General features: G+C 71.7%; 20 protein-coding genes and 1 riboswitch. Of the genes, 18 read left to right on the top strand and 2 right to left on the bottom strand.

The window, feature by feature from the left end; translation table 11 throughout:
- Nucleotides 1-131: 131 nt before the first annotated feature.
- Nucleotides 132-235: riboswitch (glycine riboswitch) on the bottom strand.
- Nucleotides 236-441: 206 nt separating this feature from the next.
- The 11 genes from PV721_RS07780 (at nt 442) to PV721_RS07730 (ending at nt 12,585) form a co-directional block, all read left to right on the top strand.
- On the top strand, nt 442-1,110 hold the full coding sequence (locus tag PV721_RS07780; protein ID WP_416371055.1) for an AAA family ATPase: 669 nt from the start codon (nt 442-444) through the stop codon (nt 1,108-1,110).
- Between the two features lie 177 nt (nt 1,111-1,287).
- Nucleotides 1,288-2,022 (top strand): enhanced serine sensitivity protein SseB, encoded by a 735-nt coding sequence (locus PV721_RS07775; RefSeq protein WP_319722090.1) that lies wholly within the window; start codon nt 1,288-1,290, stop codon nt 2,020-2,022.
- A 56-nt stretch (nt 2,023-2,078) separates the two neighbouring features.
- Nucleotides 2,079-2,819, top strand: a complete 741-nt coding sequence (locus PV721_RS07770; RefSeq protein ID WP_319722089.1) for an enhanced serine sensitivity protein SseB C-terminal domain-containing protein — start codon at nt 2,079-2,081, stop codon at nt 2,817-2,819.
- A gap of 437 nt (nt 2,820-3,256) precedes the next feature.
- On the top strand, nt 3,257-4,255 hold the full coding sequence (locus tag PV721_RS07765; protein WP_319722088.1) for an ABC transporter permease: 999 nt from the start codon (nt 3,257-3,259) through the stop codon (nt 4,253-4,255).
- Nucleotides 4,256-4,386: 131 nt separating this feature from the next.
- Entirely contained in the window at nt 4,387-6,084 is a 1,698-nt protein-coding gene (locus PV721_RS07760; RefSeq protein WP_319722112.1) for an ABC transporter substrate-binding protein, read from the top strand.
- A 141-nt stretch (nt 6,085-6,225) separates the two neighbouring features.
- Nucleotides 6,226-7,233 (top strand): ABC transporter permease, encoded by a 1,008-nt coding sequence (locus PV721_RS07755; RefSeq protein ID WP_319722087.1) that lies wholly within the window; start codon nt 6,226-6,228, stop codon nt 7,231-7,233.
- Entirely contained in the window at nt 7,230-8,372 is a 1,143-nt protein-coding gene (locus PV721_RS07750; RefSeq protein ID WP_319722086.1) for an ABC transporter ATP-binding protein, read from the top strand. Before PV721_RS07755 ends, PV721_RS07750 begins: the two co-directional genes overlap by 4 nt.
- An 8-nt stretch (nt 8,373-8,380) precedes the next feature.
- Nucleotides 8,381-9,475, top strand: a complete 1,095-nt coding sequence (locus tag PV721_RS07745) for a dipeptide ABC transporter ATP-binding protein (RefSeq protein ID WP_319722111.1) — start codon at nt 8,381-8,383, stop codon at nt 9,473-9,475.
- Between the two features lie 213 nt (nt 9,476-9,688).
- The gene (locus PV721_RS07740) at nt 9,689-10,345 is read left to right on the top strand and encodes a trimeric intracellular cation channel family protein (protein ID WP_319722085.1); all 657 of its coding nucleotides are present in this window, start codon (nt 9,689-9,691) and stop codon (nt 10,343-10,345) included.
- A gap of 47 nt (nt 10,346-10,392) precedes the next feature.
- Nucleotides 10,393-11,247: a thioesterase family protein gene (locus PV721_RS07735; RefSeq protein ID WP_319722084.1), complete on the top strand. Its 855-nt coding sequence runs from the start codon at nt 10,393-10,395 to the stop codon at nt 11,245-11,247.
- A gap of 174 nt (nt 11,248-11,421) precedes the next feature.
- Nucleotides 11,422-12,585, top strand: coding sequence for a cysteine desulfurase family protein (locus PV721_RS07730; protein ID WP_319722083.1), 1,164 nt, complete (start codon nt 11,422-11,424; stop codon nt 12,583-12,585).
- Between the two features lie 55 nt (nt 12,586-12,640).
- Here PV721_RS07730 and PV721_RS07725 read toward each other — a convergent pair whose 3' ends face one another.
- Complete coding sequence (locus tag PV721_RS07725) at nt 12,641-13,333, bottom strand: peptidoglycan recognition family protein (protein ID WP_319722082.1); 693 nt, start codon at nt 13,331-13,333, stop codon at nt 12,641-12,643.
- Between the two features lie 60 nt (nt 13,334-13,393).
- On the opposite strand from PV721_RS07725, the gene mnmA reads away from it, so the two are divergent.
- On the top strand, nt 13,394-14,527 hold the full coding sequence (mnmA, locus tag PV721_RS07720) for a tRNA 2-thiouridine(34) synthase MnmA (protein ID WP_319722081.1): 1,134 nt from the start codon (nt 13,394-13,396) through the stop codon (nt 14,525-14,527).
- A gap of 10 nt (nt 14,528-14,537) precedes the next feature.
- Here mnmA and PV721_RS07715 read toward each other — a convergent pair whose 3' ends face one another.
- The gene (locus PV721_RS07715; protein ID WP_319722080.1) at nt 14,538-15,476 is read right to left on the bottom strand and encodes an NADP-dependent oxidoreductase; all 939 of its coding nucleotides are present in this window, start codon (nt 15,474-15,476) and stop codon (nt 14,538-14,540) included.
- A 112-nt stretch (nt 15,477-15,588) separates the two neighbouring features.
- On the opposite strand from PV721_RS07715, the gene PV721_RS07710 reads away from it, so the two are divergent.
- From PV721_RS07710 to ligA, 6 genes are all read left to right on the top strand, one after another.
- Entirely contained in the window at nt 15,589-16,605 is a 1,017-nt protein-coding gene (locus tag PV721_RS07710) for a GlxA family transcriptional regulator (protein WP_319722079.1), read from the top strand.
- An 88-nt stretch (nt 16,606-16,693) separates the two neighbouring features.
- Nucleotides 16,694-17,038, top strand: coding sequence for a DUF1330 domain-containing protein (locus PV721_RS07705; protein WP_319722078.1), 345 nt, complete (start codon nt 16,694-16,696; stop codon nt 17,036-17,038).
- On the top strand, nt 17,038-17,982 hold the full coding sequence (locus tag PV721_RS07700) for a hypothetical protein (RefSeq protein ID WP_319722077.1): 945 nt from the start codon (nt 17,038-17,040) through the stop codon (nt 17,980-17,982). Before PV721_RS07705 ends, PV721_RS07700 begins: the two co-directional genes overlap by 1 nt.
- A 31-nt stretch (nt 17,983-18,013) precedes the next feature.
- Nucleotides 18,014-18,703, top strand: coding sequence for an SDR family oxidoreductase (locus PV721_RS07695; protein WP_319722076.1), 690 nt, complete (start codon nt 18,014-18,016; stop codon nt 18,701-18,703).
- On the top strand, nt 18,700-19,683 hold the full coding sequence (locus PV721_RS07690) for a methionine synthase (RefSeq protein WP_319722075.1): 984 nt from the start codon (nt 18,700-18,702) through the stop codon (nt 19,681-19,683). The genes PV721_RS07695 and PV721_RS07690 overlap by 4 nt, the downstream gene beginning before the upstream one ends.
- A 30-nt stretch (nt 19,684-19,713) precedes the next feature.
- Complete coding sequence (ligA, locus tag PV721_RS07685) at nt 19,714-21,915, top strand: NAD-dependent DNA ligase LigA (RefSeq protein WP_319722074.1); 2,202 nt, start codon at nt 19,714-19,716, stop codon at nt 21,913-21,915.
- Nucleotides 21,916-22,062 lie beyond the last annotated feature (147 nt).

Here is a 22,062-nt window from a genome sequence, read left to right as displayed (position 1 = left end):
TCCCGAGTCCCAGGGCATGACATGACGAGGAGGGTCCTCCCCATCTGTCATCGGAACCTGAGAGGTTCGCCGAGAGTTCCTCGGCTTGCACCTTGGGTGGAGCCGTCGAGCAGCTCGCTTTTCAGATCTGCCTCATCCACGCGGTACGGGGCCTGAGAGATTCAAGGGAGGATCTTGCTCCTTCGGCGCCCGCGCACGGCCTTGCGGCGTGCCGGGACTCTCCCGCGCGGATTCAAGCGGCCGGTATGCAGTTGGTCCAGATGGCGCACATCATTGCACGCCATGCCCGTGATCGGGCGGAGGGGTCCGAAAGTTCGTACGGTACCCCGAGTGGGCGGACCGGAACCGGGGCTGCCGGATTACCGTCTCTTTACACTCAGTGGGCAAGGGTCCTGGCGACCCGATTCGGGGGAGGCGAACACTGTGCGGAGATTCGGAGTGGTGACGACGACGGGAACCGTGGAAGCGGTGCCGGCGCAGCGCGGCGCGCACGGACGGGACCACGGGCGCCGGCGGGCCGCGGACCCCGGCATCCGCCCCGTCCGCGACCTGCGCGGCCCCGCGGTGCACGGCCCGCAGCGGCTCGCCTTCGCGGACGGGGACATCGTCGTGGTGTCCGGCCTGCCCGGCGGCGGCAAGAGCACGCTGATCAAGCGGGCGGCGGCCGAGGGCGGCGCCGTCGACTCCCAGGACACCCGTGAGCGCTGGGAGCGGCGGATGCCGACGGCGCTGCCGTACGCCGTGTACCGGCCGCTGGTGCGCGCCGCGCACTACTGGGGGCTGTGGCGGCTCCTGCGCTCCGGAGCCTCCGTCGTCGTCCACGACTGCGGTACGCAGAGCTGGGTGCGGGGCCTGCTCGCGGGGGCCGCGCGGCGCCGGGGGCGGGCGCTGCACCTGCTCCTCCTCGACAGCAGCCCCGCGGAGGCCCTCTCCGGCCAGGCCGCGCGGGGGCGACGGGTGTCCGCCTACGCCTTCGCCCGCCACCGCGGCGCGGTGGGCCGCCTCCTGCGCGAAGCCGAGGCGGGCCGCCCCCCGCACGGCTGCGCCTCGGTCACCCTGCTGGACCGCCGCTCGGCCGCCGCCGTGACGGGGATCGCCTTCCACAGCTGATCACCGCGATCCGGCCCCGCCGGCGTTCGAGGCGCGGGGTTCGCGGCGGAGCCCGGGCCCTTTCGGCCCCTCCGGCGATCGAGGAGCGGTCCGGGGCGGAGCCCCGGCGGCGGTGCCGCGCACGGGGCCGGTACCCTGCGGGGCGACACGCGCGGGATCAGGCAAAGGCAGGGGCACATGCAGGGCAGCGGCTGGCCGGGGAATGAGCTGGAGCAGGTGCTCGGGGCGGCGCTCGGGCACCCGGACGCCGGCGGGCGGATCCTGGAGGTGCTCGGGCGCAGCCAGGTGTGGGTCCCCCTGCCCGGCGGCGGCGGCCCGGACTCCGCCGACCTCACCCTGCCCACGATGGACATCGGCGGGGCGGCGTACGTCCCCGTCTACACCTCCGAGGCCCAGTTCCTCGCCTGCGTCGGCCCCGGCATGGGCTTCGCCGTGGCCCCGGCCGTGGAGTTCGCCCGCGGCCTGCCCCCGCAGCTCGGCATCGCGCTCAATCCCGACGGCGCCGTCGGCGTCCCGCTGCCCCCGCCGGCCGTCGCGGAGCTCTGCCGCACCGGCCGGACCCCGCTCGACGGCCCCTCCACCGGCGGACGCGTCCGGCTCTACGAGCCCGACTGGCAGGAGGACCCGGTGGACTTCCTGGCCGCCGCCACCGAGGAGTTCCGGGCCACCGGTGTGGTCGCGGCCGCGCACCGCTGCCTCGCCAGCATCGAGGGCGGGGCGCCGGAGCTGTTCATCGGTGTCCGACTGGTGGGATGGGAACCCGAGATGCGCGAGGCCCCGATGGAGGCCCTGGGGCGGGCCCTGACCCGCGTCCCGCCGCCGTGGCCCGTGCAGTTGATCCTCCTCGACGCCGCCCAGGACCCGGTCACGGACTGGATTCGTGAGCGCGTACGCCCCTTCTACCTCGCGTAGGGCCGCTTAAGCTGAGGGGCACGCGTGGACGACGGGCGGACGAAGAGGGGTACCGGGTGAGTGCGTCAGGCACGGCCGCGGCCGGGCAGGTCGAGCACATGATGCGCCAGGTGACTCCCGGGCGCTATGAGAGCTACGAGTCACTCCTGCATGCCCTGTCCGAGGGCCGGCTCTGGATGCTGCTGTGGCAGGGGCAGCCGGGTTCCCCGGACGCCCAGTACGGCGGCATGGAGGTGGAGGGCCTCGGGTACGCGCCCTGCGTCACCTCCCCGCAGGAGCTGGCCGCCAGCGGCTGGAACCGGGGCTACGAGGTGGTCACCGGGCGGGACATCGCCCGCGCGCTCTACCCGGACCGCTGGGGCCTGTGGCTCAACCCGCACGCCCAGGGCGGCGGCCTCGGCGTGCCCTGGGCCGACCTGCGCCGGATCGCCACCGGTCTGGACCGGATGCCGGCCGGCCCGCTGCGGCTCTCCGAGCCCGCCATCGAGCTCCCGCAGTTCTACGGGCTGCTGACCCAGCACGCGCACCGCACGCCCGCCGTCCGGTCGCTGCGCCGCGCCTGGGTGCAGCCCGCGCTCGGGTCCCCGTACCTCGCGGTCGGGCTCGACCTGTACGACGCTTCCACGCCCGCGCTGGAATCCGTACGGGAGATGATGCGGCAGTCCGTCGGGGTGGTCCCCGAGGGCGTCCCGGTGTGCACGGTCGCGCTGGCGGACGAGCACGACCCGGTGGCGATGTGGCTGCGCGCGCAGACCCGCCCCTTCTACGACCGCGAGGGCCAGGCGCCGACGTACTGATCCCCGCATCCACATATCGAGACATCCACCTCGAAGGCCGCACCGGACCCATCGGTGCGGCCTTCGGCATATCCGCTGAATAGACCCAAGATCCATGTACGAAAAGGCAGTTGAGAGGGATGTCCGTTCCGCGCCGAACGTGAGCTCTTGAACCGCTGAGGCGGGTGCGCCGTTCGGATAACGGAAGTCGACTCGTCACATCACGGTTGCGCATCACATCCCCGTCGGGTCTGGCGGGTGATCGAGAGACCGTTGAAGACTCCCCCCACTGAGAGGGCCCAACCAGCGGGTCCCCGCTCTTCATCCGCATTTCGCGAGCAGTATCCGCAGCGACGAACCGCCGGCAACCAGCGACAACCGCGCCACGATGTGAACCAGGCCGTCACAGCGGCTGGCAGGGGCCGGCCACCAGCCGGCCGAGAGGGGTCCCCACCACGATGACGGCACCTACCGAGACCAGCGGGCCCGCGCGGCCCCAGCCCGGCGCCAGCCCGGACGGGGCGAAGCAAGGGGCGATTGAGGGCCGCTCGCTCGGCCGGATCGCATGGACCCGCCTCAAGCGGGACCGGGTCGCGATGGCCGGCGGGATCGTCGTCCTCGTCCTGGTCGTGCTGGCCGTTCTCTCGCAGCCGATCCAGGCGATCTTCGGCCTCGATCCCGACGCCCTGCACCAGGATCTGATCGACCCGTCGCTCGCGACCCCCATCGGCTCCTTCGGCGGCATCAGCTGGTCCCACCCGCTGGGCGTGGAGCCGAAGTTCGGCCGTGACATCGCCACCCGCATCCTGGAGGGCTCCTGGGTGTCACTCCTCGTGGCCTTCGGATCGACGCTGCTGTCCGTGGTCATCGGCTCGGTGCTGGGCGTCGTCGCCGGCTACTACGGCGGCTGGGCCGACACCGTCATCAGCCGGATGATGGACACCTTCCTCGCCTTCCCGCTGCTGCTGTTCGCGATCTCCATCTCGGCCGCGCTGCAGGGCGGGGCGTTCGGACTGGAGGGGCTGCCGCTCCACATCAGCGTGCTGGTGTTCGTGATCGGCTTCTTCGGCTGGCCCTACATCGGGCGCATCGTGCGCGGGCAGACGCTGTCGCTGCGCGAACGGGAGTTCGTCGACGCGGCACGCTCCTTGGGCGCGCGGGGCCCGTTCATCGTCTTCAAGGAACTGCTCCCGAACCTGGTGGCGCCGATCCTCGTCTACGCGACCCTGCTCATCCCCACCAACATCCTTTTCGAGGCGTCCCTGAGCTTCCTGGGCGTCGGTATCCAGCCCCCGCAGGCTTCCTGGGGCGGAATGCTGAGCGAGGCCGTCAGGTACTACAAGGTCGACCCGATGTACATGGTCGTGCCGGGCCTGGCGATCTTCATCACCGTGCTCGCCTTCAACCTGCTCGGCGACGGTCTGCGGGACGCCCTGGACCCCAAGAGCCGCCGCTGAACCGTTTCCTCGGGCGCGGCCGGGCCACCGCCCACCCCATCACCACTCCACTCTGAATCAGGGGGCTTAACTCCACCATGAAAAGCAGGTCGAGATCAGCTGCGGTGCTCGTGGCCGCCATCAGCATCGCCATGGGCGCCTCCGCGTGCAGCGGCGGGGACAAGACGGGCGAGGGCGACGGCAAGGGTTCCGCCGCCAACGCAGCCGTCACGGGTGTCGTCAACGCCTCGGACAAGAAGGGCGGGACGCTCGTCTACGAGGCGTCCGACACGCCCGACTCGTTCGACCCGGGCAACACGTACTACGGCTTCGTCTTCAACTTCAGCCGCCTGTACGCGCGTCCGCTGACCACCTTCGCCCCGGCTCCGGGCGCCGAGGGCAACAAGGTCGTGCCGGACCTCGCCGAGTCCCTGGGCGTCCCGAGCGACGGCGGCGCCACCTGGACGTACAAGCTCCGCAAGGGCGTGAAGTACAGCGACGGCACCGAGGTCACCTCGAAGGACGTCAAGTACGGCGTCGAGCGGAGCAACTTCGCCCGTGACGTCCACTCGAACGGCCCGAGCTACCTGGCCCAGTACCTCAAGGACAACGAGCCGAAGTACGAAGGCCCGTACAAGGACAAGAGCGACGAGGGTCTGAAGTCCATCGAGACCCCGGACGACCACACCATCGTCTTCAAGCTCAAGCAGCCCTTCGCGGAGTTCGACTACCTCCTCGCCAACCCGCAGTCGGCCCCGGTGCCGAAGGCCAAGGACGACGGCGCGGACTACGTCAAGCACATCCTCTCCTCCGGCTCGTACATGTTCGAGAGCTACGAGCAGGACAAGCAGGCCGTCCTGGTCCGCAACCCCAACTGGGACGCCGGCAACGACCCGCTCCGCAAGCAGCTGCCGGACAAGATCGTCGTCAAGCTGAAGGTCAACCAGGAGACGATCGACTCCAACCTGAAGGCCGGCAACTCGCACATCGACATCGTCGGCAACGGCGTCGCCCAGCAGACCCAGTCGGAGCTGCTGAGCTCGAAGGACCCGAACACCGACAACGCGCAGGGCGGTCGCCTGGTCTACATGGCGATCAACACCAAGGTGGCGCCCTTCGACAAGGTCGAGTGCCGCAAAGCCGTCCAGTACGCCGTGGACAAGGTCTCGGTGCAGACCGCGTTCGGCGGACCGGTCCGCGGCGCCGTCGCCAGCACGGTGCTGCCGACGGACATCCCGGGCCACGTCGACTTCGACACCTACAAGACCCCGGACAACAAGGGTGACGAGGCCAAGTCCAAGGAGCTGCTGACCGCCTGCGGCCAGCCGAACGGCTTCGAGACCACCATCACGGCCCGCAACGACCGTGCCGGTGAGGTCGACATGGCCACCGCGATCCAGGCCTCGCTCAAGAAGGTCGGGATCACCGTCAAGATCCAGCAGTACCCGGCCGGCAAGTACTTCAGTGACTACGCGGGTGTCCCGAAGTTCACCGAGGACAACAAGATCGGCCTCATGATGATGCAGTGGGGTGCCGACTGGCCGACCGGCTTCGGTTTCCTCCAGCAGGTGGTCCACGGCGGTGCGATCGGCAAGACCGGTAACACCAACCTGTCGCAGCTGAACAGCCCCGAGATCAACGGGATGCTCGACGCCAACATCGCCAACACCGACCCGGCCGCCCGCGAGAAGGTCTACGGCGACATCGACAAGAAGGTCATGGATGAGGCGGTCATCGTGCCGCTGACCTACTTCAAGGTGCTGCACTACCGCTCGCCGAAGATCACCAACGCGGTGTCGAACCCGGCCTGGAGCGGCCAGTACGACTACCTCAACGTCGGCCTGAAGTAAGTCCGAACCCAGTAAGGCCCGACCTTTCAGCCCGATCTGCCAGAACCGTGGAAGGCAGGTGAAGGCAGCAGTGCACGCCGGCTCGTGCGGCTCCCCCGACCGGGGAGCCGTACGGGCCGGCGGACGCCGAAGCCGACCCTCGTGTTTGTGTACATCGTCCGGCGGATGATCGCCGCGGTGGCCCTGCTGCTCGTCGTCAGCGCGATCACCTTTGCGATTTTCTTCCTGCTGCCCAGGCTGGCCGGCGGCACCGTCGACTCGCTCGCCACCCAGTACATCGGCAAGAACCCCTCACCGGAGTCGATCGCCGCGGTCAAGCAGAACCTCGGCCTCGACAAGCCCCTGCACCAGCAGTTCTGGGAGTTCCTGAAGGGGATATTCGTCGGCCGCGAGTTCAACTTCGGCCCGCAGCCCTCGCAGTGCCACGCCCCCTGCCTCGGCTACTCCTTCAAGGACCACGTCGAGGTCTGGCCCCAGATGCTGGAACGCCTGCCGATCACGGCCTCCCTCGCCTTCGGCGCGGCCGTCGTCTGGCTGGTCACCGGCGTGACCACCGGCGTCATCTCCGCCCTGCGGCCGGGCTCGCTCTTCGACCGCGTGGCCATGGGCGTGGCGCTGGCCGGCGTCTCGCTGCCCATGTTCTTCACCGGTGTCCTGTCGCTGGCGCTGTTCGTCTTCAACTGGCCGATCTTCACCAACGTGTACGTCGACTTCTCCGACGACCCGGCCGGCTGGTTCCAGGCGCTCGTCCTGCCCTGGTGCACCCTCGCCTTCCTCTACTCGGCGCTCTACGCCCGCCTCACCCGGGCGGGAATGCTGGAGACGATGAACGAGGACTACATCCGGACGGCCCGCGCCAAGGGCCTGCGCGAGCGCGTGGTGGTGACCCGGCACGGACTGCGGTCCGCGCTGACGCCGATCATCACCATCTTCGGCATGGACTTCGGGCTCCTCCTCGGCGGCGCCATCGTCACCGAAACCGTCTTCTCGTACCACGGGGTCGGCGAGTACGCCTATCAGGCGATCGCGGTCAACGACCTCCCGAAGATCCTCGGCGTGACCCTGTTCGCCGCGTTCTTCATCGTGTTCTGCAACCTGGTGGTCGACCTCGTCTACGCCATCATCGACCCGAGGGTGAGGCTGTCGTGACCGACCCGACGAAGCCCGTCAGCGGTGCCGGTCAGGGCACCGAAACCGGCACCGGAACGGGCACCGGACCGGCCACCGGCACGGCGACGGCCCCCGGCACGCCCGGGACCTTCCTCGACGTCCGCGACCTGCGGGTCCACTTCCCCACGGACGACGGCCTGGTGAAATCGGTCGACGGACTCTCCTTCCAGCTGGAGAAGGGCAAGACCCTCGGCATCGTGGGCGAGTCGGGCTCCGGCAAGTCCGTCACCTCCCTGGCCCTCATGGGCCTGCACCGCGTGGGCAACGGCGGCCGCTCGAGCGCCTCCCTCTCGGGCGAGATCTGGCTCAACGGCAAGGAACTGCTCTCCGCCGACCCGGAGGAGGTGCGCCGGCTGCGCGGCCGGGAGATGGCGATGATCTTCCAGGACCCGCTCAGCGCGCTGCACCCCTACTACACGATCGGCTCCCAGATCGTGGAGGCCTACCGGGTCCACCACCCGGTGAGCAAGAAGGTCGCCCGCGCCCGGGCGGTCGAGATGCTGGACCGCGTCGGCATCCCCGAGCCCGACAAGCGGGTGGACAACTACCCGCACGAGTTCTCGGGCGGCATGCGCCAGCGCGCCATGATCGCGATGTCGCTGGTGAACAACCCCGAGCTGCTCATCGCGGACGAGCCGACGACCGCCCTCGACGTCACCGTCCAGGCGCAGATCCTCGACCTCATCCGGGACCTGCAGAAGGAGTTCGGCTCCGCGGTCATCATGATCACGCACGACCTCGGCGTGGTGGCCGAGATGGCCGACGACATCCTCGTGATGTACGGCGGCCGGTGCGTGGAGCGCGGTTCCGCCGAGAAGGTCTTCTACGAGCCCCGGCACCCGTACACCTGGGGCCTGCTCGGCTCGATGCCCCGCATCGACCGCGACCAGACCGAGCGGCTCATCCCGGTCAAGGGCTCGCCGCCCAGCCTGATCAACATCCCCAGCGGCTGTGCCTTCAACCCGCGCTGCCCGTACGCCGACGTGCCCGAGGACGGGATCACCCGCACCCGGCGGCCCGAGCTGACGGAGGACGGGGACAAGCACTGGTCCGCCTGCCACATGTCGACGGAGCAGCGGACCCGGATCTGGACCGAAGAGATTGCGCCGAAGCTGTGACCGAGGACATGAAGAAGAAGGACGCCCCCGGCGTCCCCGCGCAGCGGGCGGAGCAGGACGGGCCGCTGCTCAAGGTGTCCGGGCTCACCAAGCACTTCCCGATCCACAAGGGACTGCTGCGGCGCCAGTCCGGCGCGGTCCAGGCCGTCGACGGCCTCGACTTCGAGGTGCGGCGCGGTGAGACCCTCGGCGTCGTGGGCGAGTCCGGTTGCGGCAAGTCCACGATGGGCCGGCTGATCACCCGGCTGCTGGAACCCACGGGCGGCAGCATCGAGTTCGAGGGCCGGGACATCACCCACCTCGGGGCCTCGGCCATGCGGCCGCTGCGCCGGGACATCCAGATGATCTTCCAGGACCCGTACGGCTCGCTGAACCCGCGGCACACGGTCGGCACGATCGTCAGCACCCCCTTCAAGCTCCAGGGCGTGCAGCCGGAGGGCGGGCTCAAGGCGGAGGTCCAGCGGCTGCTGGCGCTGGTGGGCCTCAACCCGGAGCACTACAACCGCTACCCGCACGAGTTCTCCGGCGGTCAGCGCCAGCGCATCGGCATCGCCCGCGCCCTGGCCCTGAATCCGAAGCTGGTCGTCGCGGACGAGCCGGTCTCGGCGCTGGACGTGTCGATCCAGGCCCAGGTGGTCAACCTGCTGGACGACCTCCAGGAGGAGCTCGGCCTCACGTACGTGATCATCGCGCACGACCTGTCGGTCATCCGGCACGTGTCCGACCGCATCGCCGTGATGTACCTCGGCAAGCTCGTCGAACTGGCCGACCGGACCGCGCTCTACGAGAACCCGATGCACCCGTACACCAAGGCGCTGCTGTCGGCCGTACCGGTGCCGGACCCGCGTCGGCGGGGCGCGAAGAGCGGGCGCATCCTGCTCAAGGGCGACGTGCCCTCGCCGATCTCGCCGCCGAGCGGGTGCCGCTTCCACACGCGGTGCTGGAAGGCCACGCAGATCTGCACGACGCAGGAACCGCCGCTGCTGACCCTGAAGACGGGCCACCAGGTGGCCTGCCACCACCCGGAGAACGCCCCCGACCAGGCCCCGGGCGACAAGCCCCTGCCCGGCGCGGCGGACGCGGTGACGAAGGCGACGGAGTAGTCGGGCAGGCGGGGCTGGACGATCCAGCCCCGCCCAGCACTTCCGGCCCCGCCGGCGTGTGAGGCGTGGGGGTCCCCCCGGACGGAGTCTGGGGGAGGGTCTGGGGCGGAGCCCCAGGTCTTTGAGCCGCACCGCCCCGCGGCCCGCACCCGCGCCCGCCCCGTAACCCGGGCGGGAGCACAACGGCGGGAGCCAAGGGGCGACAATGACCCCGTGCTCCACGATCTCTTCCCGCCCGGGGTCCAGCATGCGCTGGACCTCGCCGGCATCTTCGTCTTCGCCACCGCAGGCGCCCTGCTCGCCGTCCGCAAGAACTTCGACGTCTTCGGCATCGCCGTCCTCGCCCTGGTCACGGCCCTCGGCGGCGGCCTCTTCCGCGACCTCGTCATCGGCGCCGTCCCGCCGGCCGCCTTCGGCGAGCTCAGCTTCTTCGTCACGCCGCTGATCGCCGCCGCGCTCGTCTTCTTCCTGCACCCCGAGGTCCAGCGGATCAACCGGGCCATCAACGTCTTCGACGCCGCCGGCCTCGCGCTGTTCTGCGTGACGGGCACGACCAAGGCCTACGAGTACGGCCTCGGCCTCACCGCGTCCGCCGCGCTCGGTCTCGCGACGGCCGTCGGCGGGGGCGTGCTGCGCGACGTACTCGTCAACGAGGTGCCCTCGCTGCTGCGCGACCGCGAGATGTACGCCGTGCCCGCGACCGTCGGCGCCGCGATGGTCGCCGTCTTCATCGCCCTGGACTCCCTCAACGGCATCACCACCGGCCTGGCGATCGTCACCACGTTCGTCCTGCGGATCCTCGCCATGCGCTACCACTGGAGGGCTCCGCTGGCCTGGAACCGGCGCTCTTCGGTGGCCGAAGAGCCGTAACAGAAGAAAGCTACCGCTTAGTAGTAAGCCGGTGTACCGTCGTTTTCATGTCACACGCAGCTGCCAAGGCATCCATCGGCGACAGTGAGTTCGACCGCGACACCAGCATCACCGCACGCGCGGGCGAGCCCGGGGTGTACGACGCGGAACTCTCCGCCGGGTGGACGATCATCGCCGCCGTCAACGGCGGCTACCTGCTGGCCCTGGTCGGCCGGGCCCTCTCCGCGGCCCTCCCGCACCCGGACCCCTTCACCGTCTCCGCGCACTACCTGACCTCCTCCGTGCCCGGCCCCGCCGTGATCCGCACGCAGGTGGTACGCGTCGGCCGCACCCTCTCCACCGGTCAGGCCTCGCTGTTCCAGTACGACGAGAGCGGCGCCGAGGTCGAGCGCATCCGCGTCCTCGCCTCCTACGGCGACCTCGCGGCCCTGCCGGACGACGTGCGCACGGTGGCCGAGCCGCCCCTCATGCCCGCCTACGAGGACTGCATCGGCCCCGAGGCCGGCCCGGCCCCGATCCCCGGCAGCTCCGCCATCGTGGACCGGCTCCGGCTCCGCCTGGACCCGGCGACCGCCGGATGGGCCGTCGGCGCCCCGTCGGGCAAGGGCGAGATGCGGGCCTGGTTCGAGCTGGCCGACGGCCGCGACGCCGACCCGCTGTCCATGCTGCTGGCGGTGGACGCGCTGCCGCCGACCGCCTTCGACCTCGGCCTGGTGGCCTGGACCCCCACGGTGGAACTCACCACCCACATCCGGCGCCGCCCGGCCCCCGGACCGCTCCGGGTCGCCATCACCACCCGCAACCTGGCCGGCGGCTTCCTGGAGGAGGACGCCGAGGTCTGGGACTCGACGGACCACCTGGTCGCCCAGTCCCGCCAACTGGCCCGCGCGCTCCGTTCCTAGACGCGCAGGTCCGGCCCCGCCGGCGTTCGAGGCGTGGGGGGCCCGGACGAAGTCCGGGGGAGGGTCCGGGGCGGGGCCCCGGGAGACGGCGCGGCAGATCCGGACTGCCGCGCCCACCCGGCCCGGGTCCCGCCGGGCGGAACGGCACCGGCGGGCTCGTAGAATCGGGGGATCATGGCCTACCTCGACCACGCCGCCACCACCCCGATGCTGCCGGAGGCCGCCGCGGCGATGACCGCGCAGTTCGCCGCCACGGGGAACGCGTCCTCCCTGCACGCCGCCGGCCGCCGGGCCCGCCGTACCGTCGAGGAGGCCCGCGAGGCCTTCGCCGAAGCGGTCGGCGCCCGCCCCAGCGAGGTGGTCTTCACCGCCGGCGGCACGGAGGCCGACAACCTCGCCGTGAAGGGCCTCTACTGGGCCCGGCGCGACGCCGACCCGGCCCGGAACCGGGTCCTGGCCAGCCCCGTCGAGCACCACGCCGTGCTCGACGCCGTCCACTGGCTCGCCGAACACGAGGGCGCCCGCGTCGAGTACCTGCCCGTGGACCGCTACGGGCGCGTGCACCCCGAGGCCTTCCGGGAGGCCGTCGAGCGCAACCCCGACGACGTGGCCCTGGCCACCGTGATGTGGGCCAACAACGAGATCGGCACCGTCATGCCGGTCCGCGAGCTGGCCGCCGTCGCCCGCGAGCACGGGATCCCGCTGCACTCCGACGCCGTCCAGGCCTTCGGGCAGCTCGACGTCCACTTCGCCGACAGCGGCCTCGCCGCCATGACCGTCAGCGGCCACAAGGTCGGCGGACCCTACGGCATCGGCGCCCTGCTCCTCGGCCGCGACCAGACCCCCGTACCCGTCCTGCACGGCGGCGGCCAGGAGCGGCACGTCCGTTCCGGCACCCTCGACGTGCCGGCCATCGCCGCCTTCGCGGTGGCCGCGGTCCTCGCCGCCGAGCGGCGGGAGCGCTTCGCCACCGAGATCGGCGCCCTGCGCGACGAACTGGTCGCCGCCGTCCGCGCGGCCGTGCCCGACGCCGTGCTCGGGGGAGACCCCGACGGGCGGCTCCCGGCCAATGCCCACTTCAGCTTCCCCGGCTGCGAGGGCGACTCGCTGCTGCTCCTGCTCGACGCCCAGGGCATCGAGTGCTCCACCGGCTCCGCCTGCACCGCCGGCGTGGCCCAGCCGAGCCACGTCCTGCTGGCCACCGGCACCGATCCGCAGCTGGCCCGCGGCACCCTCCGCTTCTCCCTCGGCCACACCTCCACCAAGGAGGACGTCGCCGCCGTGGCCGCGGCCATCGGTCCTGCGGTGGAACGCGCCCGCACCGCGGGCCTCACCTAGGCGGGGCCTTCCGTACCGGGCCGCGGCAGGCCGGGGCGGGCCCGATCGCTCCGGATCAGACCCGGTCCGGTCCGGGTCCCGTTCCGTCGAGCTCCGACCCGATCATGCGGAGGTACCGGTCCCAGTCCCAGTGGGGGCCCGGATCCGTGTGGTCGGTGCCCGGCACCTCGGAGTGCGCGACGATGTGCCGCCGGTCCGGGCGTATGCCGTACCGGCGGCAGATGCCGGCCGCCAGCCGGGCCGAGGCCGCGTACATCGCGTCCGTGAAGTCCCGCGGGCGGTCCACGAAACCCACGTGCTCGATGCCGACGCTGCGCTCGTTCATCGAGCGGTTGCCCGAGTGGAAGGCCACGTCGAGCTCGCGCACCATCTGCTCCACGTGGCCGTCCCCGCGCACTATGTAGTGCGCCGAGGCCTTGTGCCACGGGTTCTTGAAGGCGTCCACCGAGGACGCGAAGCCGCCCTGCGTGACATGGACGACGATCCTGTCCACCCGGTAGTCGTCCGGCCGGTCCGCGAGGCGCCAGTTCGCCGGAGACGCCGCCGTCCAGCCCGCGCCCTCGTGGTCGATCTCGCCCTCCTTGCGCGGCTTGGCCACCCCCGGCAGCAGCCACCAGGCCCGGCCTATCTCCTCCCGGCCGGCGACCGCCGCCACAGCGAACACCCCGAGCCCGCCGAACAGCACGGCCCTGCGGGTCCGGCCCGGCGGTTTCTTCCCCTTGTTCCCCTGCTCGACGATGTGATCCACCCCCCGTAGGCGATAACGCGCTGTGACCCCGCTCGGTTCCCCCGTACTCTGGACGGTGCTATGACTGAGAACCTGCCGCGCACCGCCCGCCCCCTTCGCGTCCTGGCCGCCATGTCCGGCGGAGTGGACTCCGCCGTCGCCGCCGCCCGCGCGGTCGAAGCCGGGCACGACGTGACCGGCGTCCACCTGGCGCTCTCCGCGAACCCGCAGTCCTTCCGGACCGGCGCCCGCGGCTGCTGCACCATCGAGGACTCCCGCGACGCGCGCCGCGCCGCCGACGTCATCGGCATCCCGTTCTACGTCTGGGACCTGGCCGAGCGTTTCCGCGAGGACGTCGTCGAGGACTTCATCTCCGAGTACGAGGCCGGGCGCACCCCGAACCCCTGCCTGCGCTGCAACGAGAAGATCAAGTTCGCGGCCCTGCTCGACAAGGCCCTCGCCCTCGGCTTCGACGCCGTCTGCACCGGCCACTACGCCACCGTCGTGCTGAACGAGGACGGCTCCCGCGAGCTGCACCGCGCCTCCGACATGGCCAAGGACCAGTCGTACGTCCTCGGCGTCCTCGACGAGAAGCAGCTCGCCCACGCGCTCTTCCCGCTCGGTGACACCCTCACCACCAAGGAAGAGATCCGCGCCGAGGCCGAGCAGCGCGGCCTGGCCGTCGCGAAGAAGCCCGACAGTCACGACATCTGCTTCATCGCCGACGGCGACACCCAGGGCTTCCTCGCGAACCGCCTCGGCAAGGCCGAGGGCGACATCGTCGACGAGAGCGGCGAGAAGGTCGGCACCCACGAGGGCGCCTTCGGCTTCACCATCGGCCAGCGCAAGGGCCTGCGCATCGGCCACCCGGCCCCCGACGGCAAGCCGCGCTACGTCCTCGACATCTCCCCGGTGAACAACACCGTCACCGTCGGCCCCGTCGAGGCCCTCGACGTCACCGCCCTCACGGCGATCCGCCCCCGCTGGTGCGGCTCCACGGCCGCCGCCCCGGGTACGTACACCGCCCAGCTGCGCGCCCACGGCGGCGAGACCGAGGTCTTCGCCGAGCTCGTGGACGGCGAGCTGCGCGTCTCCTTCACCGAGCCGGTCCGCGGCGTGGCCCCCGGCCAGGCGATCGTGCTCTACGACGGCACCCGAGTGGTGGGCTCCGCCACCATCGCGACGACCACCCGGGCCACGACCGCCTCCGTCTAGCTCCGGCGGCTCACGCCACCGTCAGGACGATCTTTCCGGTGGTGCGGCCCAGTTCGCCGATCTCGTGGGCCTTCGCGGCTTGCTCCAGCGGGAGCACCGTGTCGATCAGGGGCTTCAGCAGGCCCTGCTCGACCAGGGCCGCGATCTCCCGCAGGCCCTGCAGGTCGGGCTCCACGAGGACCCAGGAGGCGTGCACGCCCTCCGCGTCGGCGGGGAGGCCGTCCGGGCTCGGCAGGGTCACCAGGTGGCCGCCCGGCTTCAGCACCTTCAGCGAGCGCTGCCCGTAGTCCCCGCCGAAGGCGTCGACCACGACGTCCACGCCGGAGACGGCGTCCTCGAAGTCGGTGGTGCGGTAGTCGATCACCTCGTCGGCGCCGAGCTCGCGCAGCAGCGCGTGCTTGCCGGCGCCCGCCGTGCCGATCACGTACGCGCCGCGGGCCTTGGCGATCTGCACCGCCAGGTGCCCGACCCCGCCGGCGGCCGCGTGCACCAGCACCCGCTGCCCGGCCGTGACCCCGGCGGTGTCCACCAGCGCCTGCCAGGCGGTCAGCGCCGCGAGCGGCAGCGCGGCCGCCTGCACGTGGTCCACGGAGGCCGGCTTGCGGGCGAAGTGCCGGGCCGGGGCCACCACGTACTCCGCGTAGCCGCCCGCCTGCCGCGGGAAGCTCGGCATCCCGTACACCTCGTCGCCCCGGCCGTAGAGGGTCACGCCGGGGCCGACCGCCTCGACGGTGCCGGAGACGTCCCAGCCGACGATCGGGAACTCGCCCCAGGCGATCAGCGCTCCGCTGGCCCGGGTCTTCCAGTCGACCGGGTTCACGCCGGCGGCGCGCACCCGCACGAGGATCTCGCCCAGGCCGGGCTCCGGCCGCTCGATCTCCCGCTCGACCAGGTTCTCGGGGCCACCCCATCCGTTCACGACCATCGCACGCATGCTGTTCCGCCTCATTCCATCTGAATCCTTGTCGTACCGGGCCGATTCCCGGCGACACGTCCCACAGTCGGGCATCGCGGCGCCCGATGGTGTTGGCCGAATGGCCACTATGTGACAGAATCTGGCCATGGACGAGGCACGAACGGCGACGACGGCCGGGGAGAGCGGTCCGAGCAAGCGCCATCTGATCGCGGTGCTCGCCCTGCCGGGCGTTCCCCCCTTCGAGCTCGGCATCCCCTCGCGGGTCTTCGGCAGCGCCGTGGACGAGGCCGGCGAGGCCCTGTACGAGGTCGTCGTCTGCACCGCCGACGGCCGCCCCGTGCTCAGCGACGCCGGGTTCACCATCCAGCCCGCCGCCGGGCCCGAAGCCCTCGCCGCCGCCGACACCGTCATCCTCCCGCCCACGCACGCCATGCCCGAGCTGGCCCACGGCGGCCCGCTGCCGCCCGAGGTGGCCGCGGCCATCGCCGGCATCCGCCCCGGCGCCCGCCTGGTCTCGATCTGCACCGGCTCCTACGTGCTCGCGGCCGCCGGACTGCTCGACGGGCGCCCCGCGACCACGCACTGGAACCTGGCCCCCGAGTTCCGCCGGGCCTACCCCCGGGTCCTCGTCGACGAGGAGGTCCTGTTCGTCGACGACGGCGACGTCCTGACCTCCGCCGGGGTCGCCGCCGGCGTCGACCTGTGCCTGCACATGATCCGCCGCGACCACGGCGCGGCCGTCACCAACCGGGCCGCCCGGATGTGCGTCGTACCGCCCTGGCGCGACGGCGGGCAGGCGCAGTACATCGACCGGCCCGTCCCCGAACCCACCGTCGCCACCACCACCGCCACCCGCGCCTGGGCCCTGGAGCGCCTCGCCGAACCGGTCACCCTCGCCGAACTGGCCGACCACGCCCGGATGAGCCTGCGCACCTTCACCCGGCGGTTCCGCGACGAGGTCGGCATGACCCCGGTGCAGTGGCTCACCGCCCAACGCCTCGAAGTGGCCCGCCACTTGCTGGAGTCCAGCGACCTGCCGGTCGACCTGGTCGCCCACCGCTCCGGCTTCGGCTCCGCCAACTCCCTGCGCCAGCACATGCGCTCCGCCCTCGGCATCTCCCCGATCGCCTACCGGCGCACCTTCCAGCCCGCACCGGCATGACCTCGCGGGTAATCGATGCGGCGGCCGCGCCCTGACACCATCGGATCAACGGCCCGGACCGACGGGCCGGCCGACAGGGGAGACCGCCGTGACCGCGTACGCCATCGCCCACATCCGCCCCGAGACCATGAACGAGGACGTCCTCGCGTACATAGAGCGGATCCAGTCGACCATGGACCCCTTCGAGGGCCGCTTCCTCGTGCACGGCAAGGAGGTCGAGGTCCTGGAGGGCCCCTTCCCGGGCACCGTCGTCGTGATCGGCTTCCCGGACATCGAGCGGGCCCGCGCCTGGTACGCCTCCGACGCCTACCAGGCCATCCTCCCGCTGCGCACCGACCACATCGCCGGCGAGGTCATCCTCGTCGAGGGCGTTCCCGCCGGATACGACGCCACGAAGACGGCCGTCGCCCTGCGCGAGGCGGCGGGGCTCTGATGAACCCCGCCGTCTACGTTCTCGGCGGGCCGGACGGGTACCGCGCCATCGCGGACGACTGGGGTGCCATCGGCCTGGACCTCGACCTGCTGGCCGGCCCGGACACCATGCTGCTGCTGATGGGCCGCGCCTACGCGTACGGACATCCCTTCTCCGGGGCCGGCGAAGACGACGACGACGTCCAGGCGGGCGTCCTTGTGGACCCCGAACGCAAGGTCCTGCTGTTCTTCGCCCTGGAGGGCCCCTCCGTCGACATGCGCACCCGCCGGGCCACCCTCGCCCTCCTGCGAGCCGCCTGGCCCGGCTGGGACGTGCGCTGGGCTTACGGCGGCCGGACCGGCCTGCGCGCCTACGCCGGCCTCGACCCGGCGGACGACCCCGACCGGGACAAACGCGTGTGGGAAAGCGACTTGTCCGAGATGGGTGCCGTCGCGCTGTCGGTCCGGGACCCCGACGTCACCGTGGTGACCCGCGCGGACCGCTGCCACCTGGTCTGCTACGGCTTCGACCACCCAGTGATGTACGGTCCGGCCCTGCTCGACTGGCTGGCCGCGGCCACCGACCACGGGGCGTACCACGAGCTCGCCGTGGCGGGCCTGCACGTCGACACGGAGCGGCGCCGGGTCGGCTGGTGGCTCACCAGCCACCAGATCCACCACGACACCGCGGCCGCCCGCTGGCCCGGATGGACCGTGGAGTTCTGGGAGGACCGCTGGGCCGAGCACCGCACGGCCTCCGGCCGCTTCGACCCGACCGAACCGGACGACGCCGCCGCGCTGACCGACGTACGGGACGCGGCGCTGCGGCACTGGACGCCGATCCGCTACGACCAGGACGGGCTCCCCTGTCTGGCCGGGCTGGACCAGCGGGGCCCCGTCTCCCGGCAGGGCCCGGCCGCCCGCGCGGCGGTCGAGGAGGCGTACCGCTCGGCCACCGGGGGCTGACGGGCACCGGCGGGGTGCGAGCATGGGCGGTATGGCTACTCACTTGATCACCGGTGCCGGATCCGGCATCGGCGCGGCCGTCGCGGCCCGTCTGCACGCCCGCGGCGACGACCTCGTCCTCCTCGCCCGCGACGCCGCCCGCGGCAAGCAGCTCGTCGAGCGGTACCCCGGGGCGCGGGTCCTCGTGGGCGACCTCGCCGACCCCGACCGGCTCTCGTGGGCCTTCTCCAAGCAGGCCGTCCCCGAGCGCATCGACTCCCTGCTGCACGTCGCCGGGATCGTGGACCTCGGTCCGGTGGGGGAGCTCCGCCCCAAGACCTGGCACCAGCAGCTCAACGTCAACCTGATCGCGCCCGCCGAGGTCACCCGGCTGCTGCTGCCCACCCTGCGCGCCTCCCGGGCCACCGTCGTCTTCGTGAACTCCGGCGCCGGCCTGACCGCCCACGCCGACTGGAGCGCGTACGCCGCCTCCAAGCACGGCCTGAAGGCCCTCGCCGACTCGCTGCGCGCGGAGGAGAAGGCCAACGGGATCCGCGTCACCTCGGTGTACCCGGGACGGACCGCCAGCCCCATGCAGGCCAAGGTGCACTCCCAGGAGGGCAAGGAGTACGACCCCGCCCACTGGATCGACCCCGAGTCGGTGGCGACCACCATCCTCATGGCCGTCGACCTGCCGCGCGACGCCGAGGTCAACGACCTGAGCGTCAGGCCGGGCCGATGACCGCGAGCGCCACCGGCGTCGGCTCGCTGCCCGGCGGCGACGCCCGCGAGGCCGCCAAGACCGTCACCGGCTCCTTCGAGGAGTTCCCCCACCTTCCCGAGCTGCCGGCCCGCGGGCCCGGCGCCGACATGATCGGCCGTTCCCTCGGACTGCTCGTCGACATGTACGCACACGTCGAGCCCAGCGGCTGGCGGATCAGCGACCGGCCCGGAAGGGACTCCAAGCGGGCCCGGTCCTGGCTCGGGGAGGACCTCGACGCGCTGGAGGAGTTCACCCAGGGGTACACCGGGAAGCTCAAGATCCAGGCGGTCGGCCCGTGGACGCTGGCCGCCGCCCTGGAACTGCACGGCGGCGAGGCCATGCTCCAGGACGCGGGCGCCTGCCGGGACCTGGCCGGATCGCTGGCCGAGGGGCTGCGCGACCACCTGGCCGACGTGCGCAGGCGGATCCCCGGCGCCGACATCGTGCTGCAGTTCGACGAGCCGTCCCTGACGGCCGTGCTGCGCGGCCGGGTCCGCTCCGCGAGCGGCTACCGCACCTACCGCGCCGTCGACCGGCAGGTCGTCGAGGGCACGCTGCGCGACCTCTTCGCCGTGCACGACGGGGACGTGGTCGTGCACTCCTGCGCGCCCGAGGTCCCCTTCGGCCTGCTGCGGCGAGCCGGAGTCACAGGCGTGTCGTTCGATTTCTCGCTGCTCACCGAGCGCGAGGATGACGCCATCGGGGAGGCCGTCGAAGGCGGTGTGAAACTCTTCGCCGGAGTGGTGCCGGGCACCGACGGTCCGTTGTCAGACCCTGCCGGTAGCGTCATGGGTGTCAGGAAGCTTTGGCGCAGGCTGGGGCTGGCCCCGGGGACTCTGGCGGAGTCCGTCGTGGTCACCCCGTCGTGCGGTCTGGCGGGCGCCTCGCCCGCCTACGCCCGCGCGGTGCAGGCGCATTGCGTCAGGGCGGCGAGGTCGCTCGCCGACAACCCTGAGTGACGGTCGAGACGGGGCACGGGAGGACACGGCATGGCAGCCGAACAGCAGGACACGGCAGTACCGGCGGCGGTGCGCGAGCAGCACCAGCTGCTCGCCGAGCAGGTCGAGGAGCACCGCTTCCGGTACTACGTGAACGACCAGCCGGTCGTCAGCGACGCCGAGTTCGACAAGCTGCTGCGCTCGCTGGAGGCGCTGGAGGAGCAGTACCCGGAACTGCGCACGCCCGACTCGCCCACCCAGAAGGTGGCCGGGGCGTACGAGACGGACTTCGCCTCCGTCGAGCACCGGGAGCGCATGCTCTCCCTCGACAACGCCTTCGACGAAGAGGAACTGGCCGCCTGGGCCGAGCGGGTGGCCCGGGACGTGAACACCTCGGCCTACCACTACCTGTGCGAGCTGAAGGTGGACGGCCTCGCCGTCAACCTCACCTACGAGCACGGGCGGCTCACCCGTGCCGCCACCCGCGGCGACGGCCGCACCGGTGAGGACATCACGCCCAACGTCCGCACCATCGCCGAGATCCCGGACCGCCTCAAGGGCGACCGGATCCCGGCGCTCGTCGAGATCCGCGGCGAGGTCTACTTCCCGATGGAGAAGTTCGAGGAGCTCAACGCCCGCCTCGTGGAGGCGGAGGGCAAGCCCTTCGCCAACCCGCGCAACGCCGCGGCCGGTTCGCTGCGCCAGAAGGACCCGAAGGTCACGGCCAGCCGCCCGCTGCACATGGTCGTCCACGGCATCGGCGCCCGCCAGGGCTTCGAGATCGATCGCCAGTCGCAGGCGTACGAGCTGCTGCGCGAGTGGGGTCTGCCCACCGCCCGGCACAACAAGGTGGTCGCCTCGCTCGCCGAGGTCCGTGCGTTCATCGCGGAATTCGGCGAGAACCGGCACTCGGTGGAGCACGAGATCGACGGCGTGGTCGTCAAGCTCGACGAGATCGCCCTCCAGGGGCGCCTCGGCTCCACCGCGCGCGCCCCGCGCTGGGCCATCGCCTGGAAGTACGCCCCCGAAGAGGTCAACACCAAGCTGATCGACATCAAGGTCGGCGTCGGCCGCACCGGGCGCGTGACCCCGTACGCGCAGGTGGAGCCGGTGACGGTCGCGGGCTCGGAGGTCGAGTTCGCCACCCTGCACAACCAGGAGGTCGTCAAGGCCAAGGGCGTGCTCATCGGGGACACGGTCGTCCTGCGCAAGGCGGGCGACGTCATCCCCGAGATCCTCGGACCGGTGGTCGACCTGCGCGACGGCACCGAGCGGGAGTTCGTGATGCCCGCCGAGTGCCCGGCGTGCGGGACGGCGCTGCGGCCGATGAAGGAGGGGGACATCGACGTCCGGTGCCCCAACGCCCAGACCTGCCCCGCCCAGCTGCGCGAGCGGCTCTTCTACCTGGGCGGCCGGCAGTCACTGGACATCGAGAACTTCGGCATGGTCGCCGCCGCCGCCCTGACCGGCCCGCTGGAGCCGGCGCAGCCGCCCCTGCTCGACGAGGGCGATCTCTTCGGCCTGACCATCGAGCAGCTGCTGCCCATCAAGGCGTACGTCCTGGACCCGGACAGCGGGCTGCCCAAGCGGGACCCGAAGACCGGCGAGGAGAAGATCGTCACGGTCTTCGCCAACCAGAAGGGCGAACCGAAGAAGAACGCCCTGGCGATGCTGGAGAACATCGCGGCCGCCAAGGCGCGCCCGCTCGCCCGCATCATCAACGGCCTGTCCATCCGCCACGTCGGACCCGTCGCGGCCGAGGCGCTCGCCCGCGAGTTCCGGTCGATCGAGCGCATCGAGCAGGCCACCGAGGAGGAGCTGACCGCCACCGACGGGGTCGGGGCGATCATCGCCGCCTCCCTCAAGGAGTGGTTCGCCGTCGACTGGCACCAGGAGATCCTGCGCAAGTGGCGGGAGGCCGGGGTGCGGATGGAGGAGGAAGGTTCCGCCGAGGAGGAGGGACCCCGGCCGCTGGAGGGGCTGACCGTCGTCGTCACCGGCACCTTGCAGAGCTACACGCGGGACGGCGCGAAGGAGGCCCTGCAGAGCCGCGGCGCCAAGGTCACCGGTTCCGTCTCGAAGAAGACCTCGTTCGTCGTCGTCGGCGACAACCCGGGCTCCAAGTACGACAAGGCCGTGCAGCTGAAGCTGTCCGTCCTCGACGACGCCGGCTTCGCGGTGCTGCTGGAGCAGGGCCCGGACGCGGCGCGGGAGGCCGCGCTCCCGGTGGACGGCGAGGGCGAAGGGGAGTAATACCGAGCAGTACCGGGGAAATCCCGTGAAGGGAATCGCCGAGGGGGAGTAGCGAAGGCGAACGGATGCGTGGCGTGGGGCCGTACGGGCGGGCGCACGCCGGGCGCGACGGACGGTGGTAAACGGCTGGTACAAGGCTGGTCGCAG

The sequence above is a fragment of the Streptomyces sp. MB09-01 genome, from assembly GCF_033794505.1.
Lineage (GTDB): Bacteria > Actinomycetota > Actinomycetes > Streptomycetales > Streptomycetaceae > Streptomyces.
This window is presented reverse-complemented; position numbering and strand designations above follow the sequence as displayed.